At 71.5% G+C, this 19240-nt stretch carries 20 protein-coding genes; 8 read left to right on the top strand and 12 right to left on the bottom strand.

Going from position 1 to position 19240, the window contains the following annotated elements; translation table 11 throughout:
* Positions 1-214: 214 nt before the first annotated feature.
* Positions 215-1159 carry an NAD(P)-dependent oxidoreductase gene (locus Adu01nite_RS15990; protein ID WP_203727646.1) on the bottom strand — a complete coding sequence of 315 codons (945 nt, stop codon included), beginning with the start codon at positions 1157-1159 and terminating at the stop codon, positions 215-217.
* A gap of 79 nt (positions 1160-1238) precedes the next feature.
* Positions 1239-1859 carry a TetR/AcrR family transcriptional regulator gene (locus tag Adu01nite_RS15985; protein ID WP_203727645.1) on the bottom strand — a complete coding sequence of 207 codons (621 nt, stop codon included), beginning with the start codon at positions 1857-1859 and terminating at the stop codon, positions 1239-1241.
* Positions 1860-2073: 214 nt separating this feature from the next.
* On the opposite strand from Adu01nite_RS15985, the gene Adu01nite_RS15980 reads away from it, so the two are divergent.
* Positions 2074-2793, top strand: coding sequence for a hypothetical protein (locus Adu01nite_RS15980; RefSeq protein WP_203727644.1), 720 nt, complete (start codon positions 2074-2076; stop codon positions 2791-2793).
* Here Adu01nite_RS15980 and Adu01nite_RS15975 read toward each other — a convergent pair.
* Positions 2779-3288 carry an LURP-one-related/scramblase family protein gene (locus Adu01nite_RS15975; protein WP_239132449.1) on the bottom strand — a complete coding sequence of 170 codons (510 nt, stop codon included), beginning with the start codon at positions 3286-3288 and terminating at the stop codon, positions 2779-2781. The genes Adu01nite_RS15980 and Adu01nite_RS15975 overlap by 15 nt on opposite strands.
* 17 nt (positions 3289-3305) lie before the next feature.
* Positions 3306-3896, bottom strand: a complete 591-nt coding sequence (locus Adu01nite_RS15970) for an RraA family protein (RefSeq protein WP_203727643.1) — start codon at positions 3894-3896, stop codon at positions 3306-3308.
* A 27-nt stretch (positions 3897-3923) separates the two neighbouring features.
* Between Adu01nite_RS15970 and Adu01nite_RS15965 the strand changes: the two genes are divergently transcribed.
* Both Adu01nite_RS15965 and Adu01nite_RS15960 read left to right on the top strand, forming a co-directional pair.
* Complete coding sequence (locus tag Adu01nite_RS15965; protein ID WP_203727642.1) at positions 3924-4994, top strand: aminotransferase-like domain-containing protein; 1071 nt, start codon at positions 3924-3926, stop codon at positions 4992-4994.
* A gap of 9 nt (positions 4995-5003) precedes the next feature.
* Positions 5004-5534: a GNAT family N-acetyltransferase gene (locus tag Adu01nite_RS15960; RefSeq protein WP_203727641.1), complete on the top strand. Its 531-nt coding sequence runs from the start codon at positions 5004-5006 to the stop codon at positions 5532-5534.
* 258 nt (positions 5535-5792) lie between these two features.
* Here the strand turns inward: Adu01nite_RS15960 and Adu01nite_RS15955 are convergent, their stop codons facing one another.
* From Adu01nite_RS15955 to Adu01nite_RS15945, 3 genes are read right to left on the bottom strand one after another with little or no spacing between them, the layout of a single operon-like run.
* Positions 5793-6914 carry a 5-methyltetrahydropteroyltriglutamate--homocysteine S-methyltransferase gene (locus tag Adu01nite_RS15955; protein WP_203727640.1) on the bottom strand — a complete coding sequence of 374 codons (1122 nt, stop codon included), beginning with the start codon at positions 6912-6914 and terminating at the stop codon, positions 5793-5795.
* A 49-nt stretch (positions 6915-6963) separates the two neighbouring features.
* Positions 6964-7920 (bottom strand): hypothetical protein, encoded by a 957-nt coding sequence (locus Adu01nite_RS15950; RefSeq protein ID WP_203727639.1) that lies wholly within the window; start codon positions 7918-7920, stop codon positions 6964-6966.
* A gap of 2 nt (positions 7921-7922) precedes the next feature.
* On the bottom strand, positions 7923-8525 hold the full coding sequence (locus tag Adu01nite_RS15945) for a hypothetical protein (protein ID WP_203727638.1): 603 nt from the start codon (positions 8523-8525) through the stop codon (positions 7923-7925).
* A 306-nt stretch (positions 8526-8831) separates the two neighbouring features.
* Between Adu01nite_RS15945 and Adu01nite_RS15940 the strand changes: the two genes are divergently transcribed.
* The 3 genes from Adu01nite_RS15940 (at position 8832) to Adu01nite_RS15930 (ending at position 11962) form a co-directional block, all read left to right on the top strand.
* Positions 8832-10700: a pectate lyase-like domain-containing protein gene (locus Adu01nite_RS15940; RefSeq protein ID WP_203727637.1), complete on the top strand. Its 1869-nt coding sequence runs from the start codon at positions 8832-8834 to the stop codon at positions 10698-10700.
* A gap of 52 nt (positions 10701-10752) precedes the next feature.
* Positions 10753-11244, top strand: a complete 492-nt coding sequence (locus Adu01nite_RS15935) for a MarR family winged helix-turn-helix transcriptional regulator (RefSeq protein ID WP_239132448.1) — start codon at positions 10753-10755, stop codon at positions 11242-11244.
* Positions 11245-11335: 91 nt separating this feature from the next.
* On the top strand, positions 11336-11962 hold the full coding sequence (locus Adu01nite_RS15930) for a putative glycolipid-binding domain-containing protein (protein ID WP_203727636.1): 627 nt from the start codon (positions 11336-11338) through the stop codon (positions 11960-11962).
* Between the two features lie 7 nt (positions 11963-11969).
* Here the strand turns inward: Adu01nite_RS15930 and rho are convergent, their stop codons facing one another.
* Positions 11970-13133 carry a transcription termination factor Rho gene (rho, locus tag Adu01nite_RS15925; RefSeq protein WP_203727635.1) on the bottom strand — a complete coding sequence of 388 codons (1164 nt, stop codon included), beginning with the start codon at positions 13131-13133 and terminating at the stop codon, positions 11970-11972.
* 273 nt (positions 13134-13406) lie between these two features.
* Here rho and Adu01nite_RS15920 point away from each other — a divergent pair, with 273 nt between their 5' ends.
* A complete protein-coding gene (locus Adu01nite_RS15920) occupies positions 13407-14267 on the top strand; it encodes a hypothetical protein (RefSeq protein WP_203727634.1) in 861 nt (286 codons plus the stop codon).
* Positions 14264-15652 carry a hypothetical protein gene (locus Adu01nite_RS15915; protein ID WP_203727633.1) on the top strand — a complete coding sequence of 463 codons (1389 nt, stop codon included), beginning with the start codon at positions 14264-14266 and terminating at the stop codon, positions 15650-15652. The genes Adu01nite_RS15920 and Adu01nite_RS15915 overlap by 4 nt, the downstream gene beginning before the upstream one ends.
* Before the next feature lie 55 nt (positions 15653-15707).
* Here the strand turns inward: Adu01nite_RS15915 and surE are convergent, their stop codons facing one another.
* The 4 genes from surE to Adu01nite_RS15895 form a co-directional block, all read right to left on the bottom strand.
* Complete coding sequence (surE, locus tag Adu01nite_RS15910; RefSeq protein WP_203727632.1) at positions 15708-16493, bottom strand: 5'/3'-nucleotidase SurE; 786 nt, start codon at positions 16491-16493, stop codon at positions 15708-15710.
* 27 nt (positions 16494-16520) lie between these two features.
* A complete protein-coding gene (locus tag Adu01nite_RS15905; RefSeq protein WP_203727631.1) occupies positions 16521-17708 on the bottom strand; it encodes a WD40/YVTN/BNR-like repeat-containing protein in 1188 nt (395 codons plus the stop codon).
* Positions 17701-18222 carry a sigma-70 family RNA polymerase sigma factor gene (locus Adu01nite_RS15900; protein ID WP_203727630.1) on the bottom strand — a complete coding sequence of 174 codons (522 nt, stop codon included), beginning with the start codon at positions 18220-18222 and terminating at the stop codon, positions 17701-17703. Before Adu01nite_RS15900 ends, Adu01nite_RS15905 begins: the two co-directional genes overlap by 8 nt.
* A gap of 74 nt (positions 18223-18296) precedes the next feature.
* Positions 18297-19232, bottom strand: a complete 936-nt coding sequence (locus tag Adu01nite_RS15895) for a HEAT repeat domain-containing protein (protein WP_203727629.1) — start codon at positions 19230-19232, stop codon at positions 18297-18299.
* Positions 19233-19240 lie beyond the last annotated feature (8 nt).

The raw sequence follows: 19240 nt of genomic DNA, 5'->3' as shown, positions 1-19240 counted from the left end.
CCTGTTTGGTGGGGTCTTGCCGACAGGACGATCCTGCCGGGGGTTGGCTCCTACCGCGCGGGGGCCGGCATGACCCGGGCCCAACCGTCTGCAGAGCCGGGTCTCCGTCGCAGGTTGAGGCCGATCCTCGTGGCCGGCCTTTTCGTGGCCGACCGGCGAGGGGCGGTGCTCCACGGCTTTCGGGCGACCGGGTGCCCTGACCTGGAAATGATCTTTAGTGGCGCTCGATCAGGTTGCGGAGGGGCTGGTTCGCTCGGAAGTCGGCCAGGTTCGCCAGGATCAGGTCCTCGGCGCCGAGTGGGCGGCCGCCGGCCGCGTGCGGTGAGATGATCACGTTGGGTTCGTCCCAGAGGCCGGAAGTCGGCGGCAGTGGCTCGGTCTCGAAGACGTCGAGGGCCGCGCCGCCGAGCCGGCTGGCCCGCAGCGCAGCCAGCAGTGCCGCCTCGTCGACCGTGCTTCCGCGGCCGACGTCGACCAGCCAGGCGTGCGCCGGGAGCAGGGCGAGCACGTCCGCGTTCAGGGCGTGCCGGGTCTGCGGGGTGTCGGGCAGGATCATGATCAGCACGTCGGCGGTCGGGAGCAGCTGCGGGAAGTCGTCGGCGGTGACGATCGGGAAGCCGTGCCGTTCGCCGGGCGTGCGGGCCACACCGGTCACCCGGGCGCCGAGCGCCACCAGGTGCGGGGCGAGCGTGGCGGCGATGCCACCGAAGCCCCAGATGACCACGTGCGCGTCCCGGAGCGTACGGAAATTGGCCTTCTCTCTGCGGGGTTGATTTCCGCCCAGCTCGCCCGCCCAGCGGTGGCCGAGCTGCGCCCGCACCAGGAGGTTGATCCGCCGCGCCGCGGCGAGAAGCAGAGCGAGGGTGTGCTCGGCGACGGTGTCGTCGTGCAGCCCGCCACCGTTGGTGACCAGCACCTCCGGCGCGAACCCGGCCCGCAGCACCGCATCCGGCCCGGCGGCGAGGGTCTGCACCCAGCGCAGGTTCGAGAGCCGGTGCGCGGAATCCCGCAGCTGGTGGTCGGGATTGCTCCACACCACGAGGACCTCGGCGTCGGTGTGCTCATCCGGAATGGGCTCTCCGACGGCGTAGGTCACGCCCTCGACGCCATCCGGCACCCGCAGGTCGAGGTCAACGCTGTCCGGAAGCAGAATCTTCATGACCACCAACCCTGCCATGCCGGGCGCGTCGCGGCCGCTCGGGCTCGACGCCGGCCACGCCGGGAAGCCGGGCCCGGCGTCAGCTTCGGAATTCGGTGCGGGCCATTCGTTCGAGCAGGGACAGGACCTCCTCGGCCGGATAGTCGTCGCCGGCCAGGGCCCGGTGCAGCTCGATGCCGTCGACCGCCGCGACCAGTAGCTCGGCCAACGCGGCCGAGTCGGTGCCGAGCACCTCGCCGAACGTCCGGGCGGCCGCCTTGTTGTGCCGGCCCAGCCGGGCGCGCAGGGCCGGATCGCGCAGGGCGACCGCGACCAGGTCGAAATACGCCTCGGTGGCCTCGTGGTCGGCGTGGTTGCGGCGCACCTGGCTGAGGTAGGCGCGCCAGCGCTCGTCCAGCGACGGCAGCGACGCGGTGACCTCGGCGAGACCGGCGGCCGGGTCGGCATACAGCTCGTCCATCAGCGCCTCGATCAGCCCCTGCCGGCTCCCGAACCGGCCGGTCACCGCGCTGACGTCGACCCGCGCTTCCTTGGCGACCGCCGTCAGGCTCAGCCCTTTCGTGCCGGCGCGCAACAGCAGCCGGTGGGCCGCCGCGAGGATCGTCCGTTCCGCGCTCTCGCCGGGTGACCGCCCGGCCACTTCACGCGATCGCCCCCGCTTGCCGCCCTGCGCCGGCTCGGCTCCCGAGTTCTTGGCCATGCACGATTCTGTTCCCCGACCGGCCGTTAGCCAACCAGCCGAAAGGGCTGGAAAGCGGTTACCTGGCCGGGCACGAGCAGCCGGCCTGCGGTTTGCCGCGGGTATAGGTGTCCCGCGGCTCGTCCGTCACCCACATGACGGTATCGGCGGACAGTGGGCTGTTAGGGCAGGTGAGCGCATGCTGACCTGGTCGTTGTTGCGCTAGCATCCGCCCGTGTTGATCAAGGGGTACGCGGCGATCGCGCGCCGGCCGCAGTGGTTCATGGTCGGCTCGCTCGTGGTCGCGGTGCTGCTCGGCGTCGGTGTCGCTGGGCGCAGCGTATTTTGGCCGGTTGCGGCCGGCTTGCTGCTTGCCGTCGTGGTTGTCCTGCTCGTGCTGTCGTTGCCGGCCGTTCAGGCCGGTAAGTTGCCGCGGTTTCTGCTTGTTCGGCGAGGAATGTTCGTCGCTCCGGTCGAGATATCCGAGGTGCTGGCCGCGGCGGTGCTGGTCGTCGCCGGAGCCGGTGGCGTCGCCTATCTCCGGGGACACGGTCCGTACGGGCCGCATCAGAACTGGCAGTGGCTTCTCGCGTTTGTCCTGCTGGTGGGTGTGACCTGGCGTCGGGCGTTGCGCAGCAGCGGAATGGCCTTCCGGCCCGACGGAGTCGTGGTCCGCAGCCGGCACGGGAAGATCTTCATTCCCTGGCAGGCGGATCCGCTCGGCCGGTCGGCGTCGCAGCTGAACAACGAGATCGCGCTGCTGTGCCGGTGGCCGGGCCTGGCGCGGATGGACGGCAATTGGCGTGACGGCCCGGTCGTCACCGCGACTGCCGACGTGTCCTTCCTGGCCCGGGTCATCCACGAATACGCCGGCAGCGCTGGCCACCGAGCCGCCATCGGCACACCCGCGGAGCTCAGCCGCCTGTCCGCGGCCGTCACGTCAGTCGTCGTCTGAGCCCTTCTTGTTCTTGTCCTCTTCCCGCTCCAGGGCCAGGTCGAGGGCGAGCACGCTGCCGATGATCAGGAGTGGGTCGATGTCGGCGGTCACCTGCACCGCGTACGTGTCGCGGATGGTCAGCCAGCGCTTGGAGACCGCGGCCACCTCGTGGCCGTCCAGCTCGATCACGTACTCGTGGTCGAGCAGGTTGCCCTTCATCTCCAGGTCGTCGGGGCCGGGCACGTCGATGGTGAACTTGTCGCGGAACGGCGTGAACAGCTTCTTGCGGACCTCGGCCGCCTTCTCCCCGCCGATCCGGATCTCGTACGTGGCCCGCAGCGCGATGATCTGCCGATGCACCGACGCGACCTCGTCACCGTTCGCGTCCTCGATCACCAGCCGCCCGCGGACGCTGAAGACCTTGCCGTCGACCCGGTAGACCTTGTTGCCGTGCTCGTCGAGCACGTCGAAGTCGTCACCGATCGCGAAGAACCGCTCCCTGATCACATACATGCGCCGATTCTGCTCCCTCAGCCGCCCAACAGCGCGTCGATGCGCGCCCGATGGGCCTGCTCCCACTCGTCGAGCGACTGCGCTTCCTCCGTGGCCTGCTTGGCCGCGCCGGTCGCGAGGATCTCGTCCTGTTGCGCCGCCGGCACCACCACGACCCCTTCCTCGTCGGCCACCACCAGGTCACCGGCGTGCACGGGCACACCGCCGCAGCGGATCGGCACGTTCAGCGGCAGCACCGCCGACTTGCCGGCCGGCACCGGGATCACCCCGCGGCCGAACACCGGGAACCCCATCGCGCGCACCTCCGCGATGTCCCGGATGACCCCGTCGAGCACGAACCCGGCGATCCCGTTGCGCTGCGCCACCGCGCACACGTTGCCGCCGGCCAGGGCGTGCGTGACGTCCCCCGATTCGACGACGATGACCGAGCCGGGCGCGGCCTGGTAGATGGCGGCGTGCAGCATGAGGTGGTCACCCGGCGGGCAGCGCACGGTGAACGCGGGCCCGGCGATGCGCGGGATCGGTGTCCACAGCGGCCGGATGCCGATGTCCATCACCTGCTGTGCGCCGGCGAGTTCGGCCAGGGTGGTGGGGGAGAGGTCAGCCATCGGCCCAACTTACGGAAGGACGTGCGCGTGATCCAGTTCGAGGCCCGCCCCGGCATTCTCGACCTCGGCTGGGGCCACCCCCGCCCGGAACTGCTGCCGACGGCTGAGTGGTCGGTTGCGCAGGCGGAGGCGCTGCGGGTTTTCGGTTGGCAAGCTTTGACTTACGGGTACGCCGCGGGCCCGTCCCCGCTGACGGAGTGGCTCGCGGCCCGCCACGGTGGCTCCCACTTCGTGACGGCCGGCGCGTCCCACGCCCTGGCCCTGCTGACCTCGCTGCTGACCAAGCCGGGCGACACGGTCCTGGTCGACGCGCCCACGTACCACTTGGCGTTCCCGATCCTGACCGATGCCGGTTTGGTTCTGGAGTCCGCCCCCGCGGACGAGGACGGCATCGATCCTTCCCGGATTTCCTCAAAGAAGGCCGCTTTCCTCTACCTGGTCCCGACCTTCGCCAACCCGACTGGCCGCAGCCTCCCGCTGGAGCGCCGCCAGGCGTTGATCGAGTTCGCCGACCGGGAGGGCCTGATCATCATCGAGGACGACACCTACCGGGACCTGGTCTACGAGGGCACCGCCCCGCCGTCGCTGTGGGAGATGGCCGGCGGCCACAACGTCATCCGGATCGGTTCGTTCGCCAAGACGGTCGCGCCCGGCCTGCGCCTGGGCTGGATCAGCGCGACCCCGTCGTTGGTCGAGCGTCTGACGAGGCTGGGCTACGTGCACAGCGGCGGCGGCGTCAACCACACCACCGCGGTGACGATGGCCGAGTTCGCCACGAGCGGCGCCTACGACACCCACCTGACCCGCCTGCGCGACGCCTACCGAACCCAGCGCGACGCCCTGGTGTCGGCCCTGCGCCCGCACGTCGAGGTGGAGTCCCCGGCCGGCGGCTGGTTCCTGTGGGTGCCGCTCCCGGGCGACCTGCTGCCGGCCGCCGAACGACACGGCGTGTCCTTCGTGCCCGGCGACCGCTTCTACCTGCCCGGCGAGGGCGGCCACGACCGCATCCGCCTGAGCTTCTCCCTGCTGCCCCCGGCCGCCCTGACCGAGGCGGCCACCCGGCTAATTCGGTTGGCACCGCCGCGCGCCGATCGCTAACTTCCGGCCATGGAGATTCGCAGGGAGCAGGCACGGGACCACGACACGGTCGGCGCCGTCCACCGGGCCGGCTTCGGCGGCGCTCATGGCGAGACGGTGGCCCGGCTGGTGGAGGCGCTCCGGCCCGACGCCCTGTCCCTGGTGGCGGAGGAGGCCGGCGAGGTCGTCGGGCACATCATGTTCACCCGGTCGCTCCTCGATGCCCCGAAGCGGCTGCTGCCGGTCCAGGTGCTGAGCCCGCTCGCGGTCACTCCGCGATGGCAACGCCGGGGCGTCGGCGCCGCGCTCGTCCACGCCGGCCTGAAGCTCCTCGACGAGGCCGGTCACCCGCTGGTCTTCCTGGAGGGCGACCCGCGCTACTACTCGCGCCTGGGCTTCCGGGCCGGTGGCGAACTCGACTTCCGCAAGCCGTCGCTACGGATCCCGGACGCCGCCTTCCAGGTCATGACGCTGCCGGCCTACGAACCGTGGATGACCGGCACGCTCGTCTACTCGTCGACGTTCTGGGAGCACGACTGCGTCGGCCTGCGCGAGGAGTAACCCCGGCGGATGATGTCCCCATGCCGCATCCCCGCCAGGCTGCTGCCACGGCCGACCTCCGCACCCGCTGGATGGCCCGGCTGGCGTTCGTCGCGGCCGCCGCGCCGGTGCTCCTGCTGCCGGCGGTCGCGGCCCTGCGGGACAGCCTGGTCCTGCTGCTGACCGCCGTTTGCTGCGGCTCACCCCGGACGCCGTCGAGGTGGAGGAGCGTTTCGAGGACCCGGACGGCACCTGGTACACCGGCCGGGTCGTCCGGTATCAGCCCCAGACCTCCTGGGCGGTCTCGGCGATCAGGCTCAGCTTGGCGACCTCCTGGTCGTAGGTCAGCGCGTTGCCCTCGACCGTCGACGAGAAGCCGCACTGCGGGGACAGGCACAGCTGCTCCAGCGGCACATACTTGGCGGCCTCGTCGATGCGCCGCTTCAGCGTGTCCTTCGACTCCAGCTCGCCCCGCTTGGTGGTGACCAGCCCGAGGACGACCATCTTGCCGGGCGGCACGAACCGCAGCGGCGCGAACCCGCCCGAGCGCTCGTCGTCGAACTCCAGGAAGAACCCGTCGACGGCCAGCTCGCTGAAGAGAGCCTCGGCGACGAAGTCGTACCCACCTTCGGCCGCCCACGACGACCGGAAGTTGCCGCGGCACATGTGCGTGGTGACCGCGAGCCCGGCGGGCCGGCCGGCGATCGCCGCGTTGATCTGCCGGATGTAGCGCAGATGCTGGTGCTCGGCGTCGTCGCCGCGCTCGGTGAGCAGCTGCCGCTGGGCCGGGTCGTTGAGGTAGGCCAGGCTGGTGTCGTCGAGCTGCAGATAGCGGCAGCCGAGCGCGGCGACCTGCTGCACCTGCTGGGCGTAGGCGGCACTGAGGTCGGCCCAGAACTGCTCCTCATCGGGGTAGACCGACTTGTCGATCGCGGCCCGCCCGCCGCGGTAGTGCACCATGCTCGGCGACGGAATGGTCAGCTTGGCGGTGACGCCGTCGCCGACGGTCGACGCCAAGAACGTGAAGTCTTCCCCGAAGATGGTCTCGACCAGCCGGACCGGCTCGTCGATGACCAGCGCCGCCGACTCGAAGTCGAGCTCGCCGTCGGCGTTCCGGAAGTGCACCTGGATCTTGTCGTCGGTGCGGTGCACCCCGCCCAATTTATAGATGAAGTCCATGTGCCAAGACACTCTTCGGAACTCGCCGTCGGTGGCCGACCGCAGCCCGACATCGCGTTGCATCCGGACCACATCACGGATCGCGTCGTCCTCGACCGCGCGCAGCTCGTCGGCGTCGATCTCGCCGGTGGCGCGTTTCTCCCGCGCTTCGAGCAGATGGGGTGGCCGCAGCAGACTGCCGACATGATCGGCCCGGAACGGCGGGGTGTCGCGGAGTGTCATGGAGCCTCCCCCTTCGCGTCGTCGCGTCCGGCGAGCATACGTCCGCGGGCTAGCCGCGCGCCTCGCGAACGGCGTGGCGAATCGCGGCGAGACCGCTCAGCTGCGGGGTCCGGACGGCCCCCGGCACGGTTCCGGCCCACGCGGCCAGCCCGGCCGCGCCCTGCCGGCCGAGACCGGCGTCCGGCAGCCCCAGCAGCGCCACCAGCGACGTCACCGCCTGGGTCGGCGCGAAGTCCCGGCGGCGCAGCAGCGCGGTGAGGCTCAGCGCCTGATCCGGCACCCCGAAGTCGTCGGCGAGAACCCGCCCGGCCGCGGCGGTGCTCTCCGGCGTGACCGGCGCCCAGCCACCCCACTGATGCCCGGCGACAAGCTTGCTGCCGTGCACGACGACGAACCCGGCCTCCCGCGCCGACCACCACAGCGCCACCGCCGGATTCCGCCCGGCCAGCACGTACGCCGCGGTCGTGGTCGGCGTCGCCCGCCCGGCCCCGTCCCACAGATGCAGGGTCCACCGCGGAGCGAACGGCACGGTCCACGACGACTGCCGGGTCAGCACGGCGTCGGCCGCCGCCGCGGCCGGATCAAGACCGACAAGGACCACACCCGTGCGGGGTACGGGTATCGGCAGGCGTCGCGGCGGCGATTCCAGAAGCAGTTGCGGGGGTACGCCGAGGGCGCGGCACGCGTCGGCAAGACGGGCCACGGGCGTGTAGCGACTCTCGTCGTGGGCCAGCACCTGCCGCAGCAGGGCGGCCCCACCGGCGATCGTGGCCGCTTCCGGCCCGTCGGTGACCGTGCCGTCCGGCTGGTAGCCGGTGACCAGCAGCTCCGGGTCACGGCGCAGCGCGTAGGCGACCGCCCGGGTGGCCACCCCGATGTCCCGGGGGTCGCGGCGCAGCCGGCACCAGCCGTCGCTCTCGGCCACCACGGCGGTGGCGGCCTCCCGCCCGGCGAGCGCTCCGATGCGGTGAGCCGTGGCCCGCACCACGAAAAGCTCGTCCGCCATGCTCAGGCCCGCGCGAACAGCCGCGGCCAGCGCCCGGCCGGCGGCTCGGCGTCGACTCGGCGCGCTTCGTAGAGCCCCGGCTCCTCGCCGTCGAGCAGCGACCGGCCGACCGCGTTGTCCGGCAGCCCGAGGATCGCGCAGACCCGCCGCAGCAGATCGGGCAGGGGAGTGCGCTCCTCGCCCGGCACCGGATCGTTGCGGACCATCGCGAGCGCCGGCCCGAGCTCGGCCCGTTCGTAGCGCTCGGCGACCTCACCGCAGTAGGCGTCCCACTCCTGCCGGTCGGCCAGGTAGCGGGCCGGCTCGGCGGGCGGCTCCCACGCGGCCGCCCACTGCAGCGACAGCTCCCCGGCCGGACTGAGGACGAGAGCCTCGGCCACGAACTCGTCGCACAGCAGCAGCACCGCGGTCTTCATGGTCCGGGCGACCACGGCCCGGGCGGGCTTGGCGAGTCGGTCCGTCGACGAATATGCCCGCCCGGGCGCATCGAACAGCACGATCGTGCCGAGCGGGTCGGCGACGACGTACCCGCCGACCTTTCCGGCCCGCACGGCGTCGGCGACGGTTTCGGCGGAAGCCCTGGTCACCAGCGCATACGTGGACATGGAACCTCGTCACCCCCCAGCGATTTCGGCGGGCGAGAGTCTAGTCACCCATTCATGATCTTCAGCACGCCGGATGGCCGTTCCGGACGGGCGGCGGGACGTCGCTGGTCAGGCCCGCGGGACCGGGAAGAACGCGCGCCGGTACCGGTACCGGCGCCCGTTCGGGCAGTTCCTGCTGCGGAACCGGGCCGAGATGTCCGGAGCCGCCGTTATTGCCGCTCTCCGCGTGGTTGACATCAATGAGCTTCTGTTGCCAGCTGTGATCCAGTCTGTTGCAGACCCTTTACGGGAAGGACCCCTCCTGACATGACAACTCGCGCCGGGCGAGCGGTTCGCCGGCAGTTCGGGCGGATGTTCGCGATCGGGCTGACGGTGGTTACCGCCAGCGCGTTGACGGGCACCGCCGCGCACGCCACACCCTCCGCCAAACCGGTGCCCACACCGGCCTTCGGAAGCAATGTGACCATCTTCGACCCGAGCATGCCGGTGGAGCAGATCCAGGCGAAGCTCGACGCGACCTGGACCAAGCAGGTCGACAACGAGATGGGCACCGATCGATACGCGTTCTATTTCAAGCCCGGCACGTACGGCACGGACACCAAGCCGCTGCAGTTCAAGGTGGGCTACTACACCGAGATCGCCGGTCTCGGCGCGTCCCCGAACGACGTCGTGATCAACGGCAAGGTCGAGGTCTACAACCGCTGCACCGCCGACGGCGGCACCAGCAACTGCCTCGCGCTGGTCAACTTCTGGCGCACGTTGTCGAACCTGTCCATCAAGGTCAACAACTTCGGGCAGACCGACGGCTGCAAGGCCACCACCAACTTCTGGGCGGTCTCGCAGGCGGTCTCGCTGCGCCGGGTCAACGTGAACGGCCCGTTCTCGCTGATGGACTACTGCGGGCCCGGCCCCCAGTACGCCAGCGGCGGCTTCATCGCGGACTCGCAGTTCGGGGACGTGACGAACGGTTCGCAGCAGCAGTGGCTGACCCGTAACAGCAAGGTCGGCAACTGGAGCAACGCGGTCTGGAACCAGGTCTTCGCCGGCGTGGAAGGCGCGCCGAGCGAGGACAGCTTCCCGGGTACGCCGTACACCACCCTGGCGAAGACCCCGGTCAGCCGGGAGAAGCCGTACCTGTTCGTCGACCCGAACGGCAAGTGGAACGTCCGCGTGCCGTCCGCGCAGAAGAACAGCAGTGGGGTCAGCTGGGGCGCCGGGCTCACCCCGGGCCGCACGATTCCGCTGAGCGACTTCTACATCGCCAAGCCGTCCGACCCCACCTGGCTGATCAACGCCAACCTGCTCCTGGGTAAGAACCTGTTCCTCAGCCCCGGGGTCTACAACATCGACCAGAGCCTGAACGTGCTCTGGCCGAACCAGGTCGTGCTCGGCAGCGGCCACGCGACGCTGACCGCCGTGAACGGCGCCACCCCGCTGAAGGTGGCGGACGTGCCCGGTGCGATCGTCGCGGGCGTCACCATCGACGCCGGTCTCAAGGAGTCGAAGACGCTGCTGCAGGTCGGTTCGAAGCGGGGCCTCGGCTTCAGCTCCGCGGCCAACCCGACCACGCTGTCCGACGTGTACTTCCGGGTCGGTGGCCCGCACGTCGGCAAGACCGACACCGCTCTCGAGGTGAACAGCGACAACGTCCTCATCGACCACACCTGGGTGTGGCGCGCCGACCACGGCGTCGAGGGCTTCACCGACACCCAGCGGTGGAACACCAACACCGGTCGCTACGGCGCCGTGATCAACGGCGACAACGTGACCGCGACGGGCCTGTTCGTCGAGCACTTCCAGAAGTACAACACCGTCTGGAACGGCGACAAGGGCACCACGGTGCTCTACCAGAACGAGCTGCCCTACGACCCGCCGACTCAGGCCGACTGGATGAACGGCACGGTCGAGGGCTACGCCGGCTACAAGGTGGGGGACAAGGTCAAGACCCACAACCTCTACGGCGCCGGCGTGTACGTCTTCAACCAGAACAACCCGTCGATCCACACCGAGAACGGTTTCGAGGTTCCGAACCGTCCCGGCGTGAAACTGCACCACATCATGACCGTCAACCTCAGCGCCGGCACCATCGACCACGTCGTCAACGGCGTGGGCGGCCCGGCCGACACCAGCGTCATCGGCGTACCGGTGTTCGTCACCGACTACCCGACGCCGTAACCACCGGGGCCGGGGCCGTTTCGGCGGCCCCGGCCCTGCAATGATGTTCGCTGTGCAAGCTTTGCCGGAGCACGAGCCGGCCGTCGAGGCCCTGATGCTGGCCAGTCGCGCGCTGGTCGGGCTCACCGTCCGGGCCCTGGCCGATGTCGGGGCGGACGTGACGATCCCGCAGTTCCGCAGCCTGGTCGTGCTGTCCTCGCGCGGGACGATGCGCAGCGCCGACATCGCCGAGGAGCTCCAGGTCAACCCGTCCACCGGCACCCGGATGACCGACCGTCTGGTCGGCAAGGGCCTGGTGCGCCGGGTGCGCTCGACCGATGACCGCCGGGTGGTGCAGCTGCGGCTGACCCGGGCCGGCCGCGAGATCGTCGAGACCGTGATGGCGAAACGCCGCGCCTCCCTGGAACGTATCGTGGCCGAGACGGCCACCCACTGGCAGCCCGCTGTCACCGAGGCGCTGACCGCGTTCGCCACCGCCGCCGGCGAGATGCCCGAGCAGGAATGGTGGATGGGCTGGGCCCGGAACGCCGACCTCAGCGATTAGCAGAGTGGCAACCCGGCGGTAGTGTGGTGGCAATCGTTGCATGGTGCAATGGTGTGGGAATGCCCACCACCACGAAGGCGGACAAACGGAGATGACTCTGGGAACTGCGGCCACCCAGCGCCGGGTGGCATCACGCGCACACGGCCCGCTCGTCTGGCAGCGCACCGGCACGATCGGCACCGAGCTGGTGCTGCGTGACGACGTCGCGCCCGGCGTGGTGACCGGTTCGTCGGTGGTCGGCGGCCAACAGCCGTACACGGCGCGCTGGCATGCCGATCTGGACGGTTCCTGGCGTGTGCGCGCCCTGACCGTCACCTGCGAGGGCAGCGGCTGGCGGCGCAATCTGGCGCTGACCCGCACCCTCGACGGCCCGTGGACCTGCGGCGCGGAGGAATCCGGCTCGGTCGACGCGCCCCCGCCCGGCATCGACGACCCGACCAGGATCGACGACACGGCGCTGCTGCTGGTGAACGACTCACCGATCTTCCTGACCTGGGCGATGCGCTCGCTGGGCCTGGAGCCCGCCTCCGCGGCCGCCGCGACCCCCACCGTGCGGATCCGGATGCCGTGGCTGACGGTGATCCCGGGAACGTCCACGTTCCAGCGGGTGAGCGAAAACCGCCTGCGGGTAACCGGCGACGGCCCCGCCTGCGCCTACGACCTGGACGCCGAGGGCATCGTCACCTACCAGGCCGGCCGCCTGCGCATCACCCCCTGAGCAGTCGTCAGGAGCTTGCCAGGGTCAAAGCCACCCGGCGCAGGAACTCGTTGTTCGACGTTGTCGTGCGGAGCTGCTCGAGCAGTTGCTGGAGGGCGTCGCGGCGGTCCTGGCCGGTCAGCGCGCGGCGGAGCTGGGCGAGCACGGCCAGTTCGGTGCGGCCGACGATGGTCTCGTCGTGGCGGGTGCCGGTCTGGGTCACGTCGATCGCCGGGAACATCCGGGACTCGGCGAGCGAGCGGTCCAGCTTCAGCTCGGCGTTGCCGGTGCTCTTGAACTCCTCGAAGATCACCGTGTCCATGGCCGAGCCGTTCTCGACGAGCGCGGTCGCGATGATCGTCAGCGAGCCGCCGCCCTCGATGTTGCGGGCCGCGCCGAGGAAACGCTTCGGCGGGTAGAGCGCGGTCGAGTCGAGGCCGCCGGAGAGGGTCCGGCCGCGACCGGGCGCGGTCAGGTTGTAGGCCCGGCCCAGCCGGGTGATCGAGTCGAGCAGCACCACGACGTCCCGGCCCTGCTCGACCAGGCGCTTGGCCCGTTCGATGGCGAGCTCGGCGAGGGCGGTGTGCTCCTGCGGCGGCCGGTCGAAGGTCGCCGCGATGACCTCGCCGCGGACCGTGCGCTGCATGTCGGTGACCTCCTCGGGCCGCTCGTCGACGAGGACGACCATGAGGTGGACTTCCGGGTTGTTGATCGCGATCGCGTTGGCGATCTGCTGCAGGATGACCGTCTTGCCGGCCTTCGGCGGTGCCACCACCAGGGCGCGCTGGCCCTTGCCGATCGGCATGACCAGGTCGATGACCCGGGTGGTGAGGATCGTCGGGTCGGTCTCCAGGCGGAGGCGTTCCTGCGGGTAGAGGGCGGTCAGCTCGTAGAAGTCGGGACGCCGGCCGGGCTTGCCGCCGTTGATCGCCTCGACCTGCAGAGTGGCCGGCCTGCGGTTGCCGGCGACCTTGGCGAAGCCGGTGATCCGGTCGCCGCGGCGCAGCCCGAGCTGCCGGATCTGGTTCATCGCGACCGGGATGTCGTCCGGGCCGGGAAGGTAGCCGTCGGCGCGCAGCCAGGCGCGGTCGTCGACGATGTCGAGGAGAGCGTCGACGGCGACGTCGGCGGTCTCGGCCGGTGCCGGTTGGGCACGGCGGGTTCTTGGGGTACGGGTAGCGAGATCGGTCATGCGAGGGACTCCTCAGTGGGCCGGCCGTTTGCCGGCTAGGGGAAACCGACGGGCACGCTCGAACGGCGTGGCCCGTAGGCTGAGTGGAAAAGCGTTTGCCGGGTCCGTGACTCTCGGCGGGGGATCTCGGGGGCTGTGTTAACGCCTCACCCGCGATCCGACTGCGCCTAAGGTAGCACCCTCGGCTCTTTTCGCAACACCGCCCTGCCGCTGGTTGTTCCGCCAGTCATGATCCGTTTCCCGGCCGTTCGCCTCGATCGTGTGGGATTAGCTGTGCATCACGCGAACCACTACTACGGGCACTCCCACGTCCTGGCCCGCTACTGCGGCCTCGACGACACCGACCCGCCGCGGTTGCACGGCTACCTCCAGCACGGCTGGAACATCGGCGACGGCCTCGCCCCCGATCATGAGTACACGCCGGGCGTGCCGTCGTTCCTCTGGTCGGAGCGCACCCGCCGCCGTGCCTGGTCGCTGGGCCGCCGCCAGGGCTACGTGGTCGGCGCGCCGTTCGCCTACCTGCTCGCCATGGACCCACTGTCGGATTCCGATCAGCGCGAGGGCACGATCTGGTACCCGTTCCACGGCTGGGAGGGCCAGCACGTGGTCGGCGACCACGACGCCCTGATGGCCGAGATCCGGCGCACCGAGGACGGCCCGGTGACGGTCTGCCTGTACTGGCAGGAGTACCGCTCGGCCAAGCTGGTCCGGCAGTACGAGAGCGCCGGCTTCCGGGTCATCTGCCACGGCTACCGCGGCGGCTGGTGGAAGGATCTCGACCCCGGCTTCCTCTACCGCCAGCTGGCCGAGCTGCGCAAACACAAGCGGGTCGCGTCCAACCGGCTGTGCAGCGCGATCTTCTACGGTGCCCTGGCCGGCTGCGAACCGGCCGTCTACGGCGACCCGATGCACCTGGAGAACGAGAAGGCGGCGTTCGGCGGCCACCCGCGCATCCTGCGCGAATGGGCGTCCCTGCACGGCCCGCACCCCGACCCGGTCGCGGCCGCCCGGGCCGCCGTCGACGAACTCGGTGCCGACCGCCTGCTTCCCCCCGCCGAGCTGCGCCGCCTGCTCGGCTGGCCGATGCCGTCCAGCGTCCCCGACGCCGAGCTGACCGGAGTGCTGACCCGATGATCCAGTTGATCGGCGGAGAGATGACGGTCTGGTCCGACCTGGACGGCACGCACGGCCCCGCCCCGGCCGGCGACCCGACGCTGCGGCCGCTGCTGGCCGGCGCCACCGGCCGCGTCCTGGTGGCCGGCCCGCACGCACCGGAGCTGCTCGACGCGATCCCGTCCGACCAGGTGACCCTGCTGGTGCGCGGCATTCCCGACGCCGAGGCCCTGGCGTCCCGCCCCGGCGTGACGGTCTGCTGCGGCAGCCTGGAGAAACTGACCGGCCTGCCGGCGTACGACACGGTGATCGCCCTCGACGGCCTGGACCGTCTCCGCTCCGCCGAGGCCGACGACGCCTCCTGGGACGAGACGCTGACCCAGCTGTTGGCGCTGCTGTCCCCGCAGGGCCGGCTGCTGCTGCGCCTGGAGAACCTGTTCGGCCTGGACCGCCTGGTCGCCCTCCCGCCGGCCCCGGCCGACACCGAGTGGGTCACCCCCGACGACGAGACCCGCCCGACCGGCCCGGACGCGATGCGTGCCCGCCTGGCCGCCGCCGGTGTCCCGGTGGTCCGGGACTACGCGGCCTATCCGGGCGCGCTGCTGGGCGGCGCGGTGCTGGCCGACCCGGCCCTGCGCGGCTTCCTGGAAGCCACCCTGGTCGCGGCGGCCGAACCCGCCCATCTGATCACCGGCGCCCTGCGCCACAACCTGGCCGACGATCTGGCCCCCGCCTGGATCTTCCTGGCCGGCCCCGGCGCGACCGGCCCGGAAGCGCTGATCGCAGCGGGCGAGGTTCGGCGGGACGCGGGCGGCCGCTGGGTGCGCGGCGACGACCGCCCGGTGCCGCTCGGCCGCACGCTGGAAGGTCTGCTGCTCGCCGCCTGCGGCCGACGGGCCCAGCCGGAGCTGCGTGAGCTGCTGACGGCCTGGCAGCGGAGCCCGGCGGCCGGGGTGCCGGCCGCGCAGGTTCTGGTCGACGCGGACGGCCGCTTCCATCCGCTGGCGCCGGCCGGGGCGGCGGTCGAGGCGCTGCGCCGGCTCGCGGCCACGATGGTCGACGGCGGGTACGCCTACCTGTGGCCGTCGCCGGCCGACGAGGCGTCGCTGACCGCCCTGCTGGCCGGCATGACCGGCCGCGAGCTGGACCCGCGGGACGTGCCGACCGTGTCGCGGTCGGGCCGGGAGACGGTCCGCGAGCTGACCATCGCCCGTGACCGCCTGGCGGGCGAGCTCGCCGAGGCCCGCGCGCAGCACGAGTTCTACGAGCGGCAGATCGCGAGCCGCGACCACGAGCTGAAGCGGGTGCGCCAGCTCAACGCGGTGCTGTCCGCGACCGCGCCGGGCAAGGCGGCCCACACCCTCGTTCGCGGAGTTCGTGCAGTGGTACGGCGTACACGCGGCTGAAGTGATTTTGTGCGATTCGTCCGGCCGGCCCTACGGCTTCGTGCCGGAGAACTGATCACCGGGCCGTGCGTTGCGCGGGGATGGCGATGTTCGCGGCCTCGGTGATCGGGCGCAGGACGGTCAGCGTGGCGTGGCCCTGTTCGAGCAGGGCCACGTCGCTGCCCTCCTCGGCCGGGCCGCCGCGCTGAAGGATCAACCGGGCGAAGCCCTCGCCCTGCTCGGCGACCGCCATCTGGACCTGACCGAAACTGGCCAGGGTGGCCGAGCGCAGGCCGGCAGCCGGCCGGTCCGGGACGTTGAGGTTGACCACCGTGGCCGGCGGTGTCTCGGCCAGCCACGGCACGAGGTCGGCGGCCAGCTCGGCGGCGGTGGCCCAGTGCAGGCGGGCGTCCTCGGTGACGGTGAAGGCGTTGCCGCCGCTGCCCACATCACCGGGCGCGATCACGTCGAGCGACACGGCCAGCCCGCGGAAACCGTGGTTGGCGGCGGTCAGCGCGGCGCCGACCGTGCCGGAGTGCAGCACCCCGCGGCCGGTGTTCGCACCACGGTTGATGCCGGACAGCACCACGTCCGGCGGCGGCCCGAAGACCCCCAGCGACGCCAGGACCACGATGAACGCCGGCGAGGCGACCACGCCGTACCCCTCTGGCCTCTGCTCGAAAACCACCCGGCCGTCCTCGGTGACCGCGGTGAGCGCGGCACTCATCCCGCTGGCCTCGGCGGCCGGCGCGGCGACGACCACCTCGAAGCCGCGCCCGCGCACCGCCGCGGCCAGCGCATGAATGCCGGGCGCATCCACCCCGTCGTCGTTGGTGATCAGCACTCGCATCAGAGGTCTCATGAATCACAGATACCGCAGATCCGTGGGCTACGGCAGGCGGACCTGCTCCCAGTTCCGGCCGTCCGTGGAGAGGTACGGGCCGTACGCCGAGATCACCAGGTACCGGTCGGCGGCCGGGCGCGCGACGACCGGCGGGGCTTGGGCAGGATCCTCGTAGCCGGGCAGTTCCACCGGGGTGTACCGGCCGTTGCCCCGAGCGGCGACGAGCCCGGTGCCCATCCCGACGACGTGCGAACCGTCGGCGGTGACGAACCCGATGGTGGGCTGGGCATCGCGAATCGTGTCTCCGTCCTGCCAGGTCGTCCCGCCGTCGGTGGTGTAGTGGGCGTCCACCACGTCTTCCGAGCGGTAGGTCAGGACGTACGCCGTGTCGCCCGAACCGGCCGCCACCCGCGGCACGGCGGCCACCCCGTCGGTGAAGACATGGGTGTGCCAGGTCCGGCCGGCGTCGGCGCTGACCGCTACCGCGGGTTTGTTCGTGGCCGAATCCAGCCCGGGCACCCAGAGGTGTCCGCCGATGGGGACGGTGACCTGGCTTGCCCATCCCGGCTGGACGGTGATGCCGGTGGGCCGGCCGGCCGACGGGGCGAACCGGCCGGTGGCCGGGTCGACCACACCGACCGCGCAGGTCGAGATCCACAGCAGGGCACAGTCGACCGGCCGGGCGCCGGCCGGGACCGCGGCCGACGGTTGCGTGCCGGCCACGGCCTGGCGCCAGACCCGGCCGCCGTCGCTCGTGATCCATAGCGGTTCGGGAGTGATTGCCGAGCCGACCGCTCCGCGCCAGGCGACCACCCCGGCGGCCAAGGGGATGAGGGTGGCCGATCGTGGGGTCTCGGGAGGTGTGGTGCGCGGCTGCCAGGTTTTCCCGCCGTCGGACGACACGTACAGCTCGGTGTCGCATGCGGCACAGCGGGTCAGGAGAACGTACAGGGCTGGTCCGTCGCTCGTCACCGAGATCGTCCGGGGCCAGGCGCCATCCGGCGCGCCGCTGATCACCGGCGCGGGACCGGCTGCGCTGCGGGTTTCCGAGACGCTGTGCACGGCGTACCCAAGACCGGTCACGGTCAGCACGGTCGCGACGAACACCGCGCTCGACGTAACGGCGCGGCGCCGGCGGATCCGGCCGGCCCGGCGCCGTACGGTGCTGAAGTCGGGCTGGCGCACCGCCTCGCCGGCCTCGGACCGCAGCCGGTCGAAGTCTGTTTCAAGCATGACGCGCCTCCTCGGGCAGCGGGACGGGCTCCTCATCGGAGAGAAGGCGGGCGAGCGCGGCCCGGCCCCGGGCCAGCCGAGCCTTGACCGTGCCGATCGGCACGTCGAGCGTGGCGGCGACCTCGGCCACCGACAGGTCGGCCAGATGGTGCAGCACCACCGCCTCCCGGGTCGGCGGCGCCAGTCGCCGTAGCGCGGCGAGCAGGGCCACCCGGTCGGCGGACACCCCGGGCACCGCGGCCGGGGTGATCTCGACGCGGCCGGAGCGGACCAGGCGGTCGAAAAGCCGGCGCCGCCGGTAGCGGGTCCGGGCGACGTTGAGGGCGGCCACCCGCAGCCACCGCTCGGCGTCGTCGGCGTGCAGGAAGGATCTCGGCGCGGCCAGCACCCGGGCGAACGCCTCGTGCACGGCGTCCTCCGCCTCGGCAAGGTCACCGACGAGACCGCAGACCTGGGTCACCAGCCGTCGGTAGTAGGCCTCGTACGCCTGCCGTACCGAGTCCTCAGCCTCCACGCACCCTCCCCGCCGTCAACGCTCGTCCAGGGAAGGACCAACAGCTCGACCAAGCGGTTGCCTCGGTTCCGAATTTATCGGACGGTGCGCCACCACCCGAGCAGGCTCGTGGTCAGCCCTTCGGTCCAGGTGTCGGTGGGGGACCTCAGCTGGTGGTCGAGCACCTGCTGGAGGGCGGTGGCGTCCAGGTTGTCGGCCAGGGCACGCAGCAGCGGGCCGATCAGGCGGTCGTGCTCGTCGGTGTCCTTGCCGACCTCGTGGATGCCGAGGTAGTCCCAGACGTTGAGCAGGCGCCGGACCTCGATGATCGCCTCCGGGTGGTCGGTGGCGATCGTCCGGATCTTTTCGTCGGGATCGGCGCGGAACCGCGCGGTCAATCGGGTGATCGCGGCCTGATGAGCCGTGGCCATCGACCGGATGTAGGCGTCCGGGTCGTTGCCGAGCCGGGTCGCGAGGAGGCCCACCGCCGTCGGGTCCATCCCGGCGACCTCGAGCAGGATCGCGTAGAAGGCGTAGTAGCGGGTCTCGGCGTCGTCGTCCGCGGAGAGTGCGAGCAGGGCGTCGGCGGCGGCCGGCTCCACTCCGGCCGGGTCGACGAGGCTGGGCAGTGCGGCGGCGACGGCGAAACGCACCCAGTCGTGCGGGTGCGCGGCCAAGTCCAGCACGTCCGGCAGGGCCTCGCGGGCGCCGTTGTAGCCGAGCGCGGAGATGACCGTACGCAGCACCTCGGGGTCGTCCTCCTCGCGCAGGCGCCGGCGCAGCAGGGGGATCGCCTCGTCGCTGAACGGGCGGCGGCCGCCGGGCAGTTGCTGCTCGCCGAGCTCGCGCAGGAGGAGCAGGCCGAGCTCGCGCCGATCCGGCTCCTCGTCCGGCAGGAGGGCCACGGCGGCGTCGAAGACCTCCCGCGTGGCGCGTTGCTGCAACTCCACCAGTGCGGGGCAGGGTGCGTCGTCCGAGATCTCGCGGAGGGCCAGCCGCAACAGCAAGGCGGTCGGCTGCGAAGCGTGCACGGTCGGAG

It is taken from the genome of Paractinoplanes durhamensis, from assembly GCF_016862175.1.
GTDB lineage: Bacteria > Actinomycetota > Actinomycetes > Mycobacteriales > Micromonosporaceae > Actinoplanes > Actinoplanes durhamensis.
The sequence above is the reverse complement of the archived record's forward strand: the minus strand, read 5'-3'. Positions and strand labels throughout refer to the sequence as shown.

Excerpts from the sequence above, each read along its gene's own strand:
- Adu01nite_RS15990 (WP_203727646.1), bottom strand. The coding sequence starts at position 1,159 with ATGAAGATTCTGCTTCCGGACAGCGTTGACCTCGACCTGCGGGTGCCG.
- Adu01nite_RS15985 (WP_203727645.1), bottom strand. The coding sequence starts at position 1,859 with ATGGCCAAGAACTCGGGAGCCGAGCCGGCGCAGGGCGGCAAGCGGGGG.
- Adu01nite_RS15975 (WP_239132449.1), bottom strand. The coding sequence starts at position 3,288 with ATGTATGTGATCAGGGAGCGGTTCTTCGCGATCGGTGACGACTTCGAC.
- Adu01nite_RS15970 (WP_203727643.1), bottom strand. The coding sequence starts at position 3,896 with ATGGCTGACCTCTCCCCCACCACCCTGGCCGAACTCGCCGGCGCACAG.
- Adu01nite_RS15960 (WP_203727641.1), top strand. The coding sequence starts at position 5,004 with ATGGAGATTCGCAGGGAGCAGGCACGGGACCACGACACGGTCGGCGCC.
- Adu01nite_RS15955 (WP_203727640.1), bottom strand. The coding sequence starts at position 6,914 with ATGACACTCCGCGACACCCCGCCGTTCCGGGCCGATCATGTCGGCAGT.
- Adu01nite_RS15950 (WP_203727639.1), bottom strand. The coding sequence starts at position 7,920 with ATGGCGGACGAGCTTTTCGTGGTGCGGGCCACGGCTCACCGCATCGGA.
- Adu01nite_RS15945 (WP_203727638.1), bottom strand. The coding sequence starts at position 8,525 with ATGTCCACGTATGCGCTGGTGACCAGGGCTTCCGCCGAAACCGTCGCC.
- Adu01nite_RS15940 (WP_203727637.1), top strand. The coding sequence starts at position 8,832 with ATGACAACTCGCGCCGGGCGAGCGGTTCGCCGGCAGTTCGGGCGGATG.
- Adu01nite_RS15930 (WP_203727636.1), top strand. The coding sequence starts at position 11,336 with ATGACTCTGGGAACTGCGGCCACCCAGCGCCGGGTGGCATCACGCGCA.
- rho (WP_203727635.1), bottom strand. The coding sequence starts at position 13,133 with ATGACCGATCTCGCTACCCGTACCCCAAGAACCCGCCGTGCCCAACCG.
- Adu01nite_RS15915 (WP_203727633.1), top strand. The coding sequence starts at position 14,264 with ATGATCCAGTTGATCGGCGGAGAGATGACGGTCTGGTCCGACCTGGAC.
- surE (WP_203727632.1), bottom strand. The coding sequence starts at position 16,493 with ATGAGACCTCTGATGCGAGTGCTGATCACCAACGACGACGGGGTGGAT.
- Adu01nite_RS15905 (WP_203727631.1), bottom strand. The coding sequence starts at position 17,708 with ATGCTTGAAACAGACTTCGACCGGCTGCGGTCCGAGGCCGGCGAGGCG.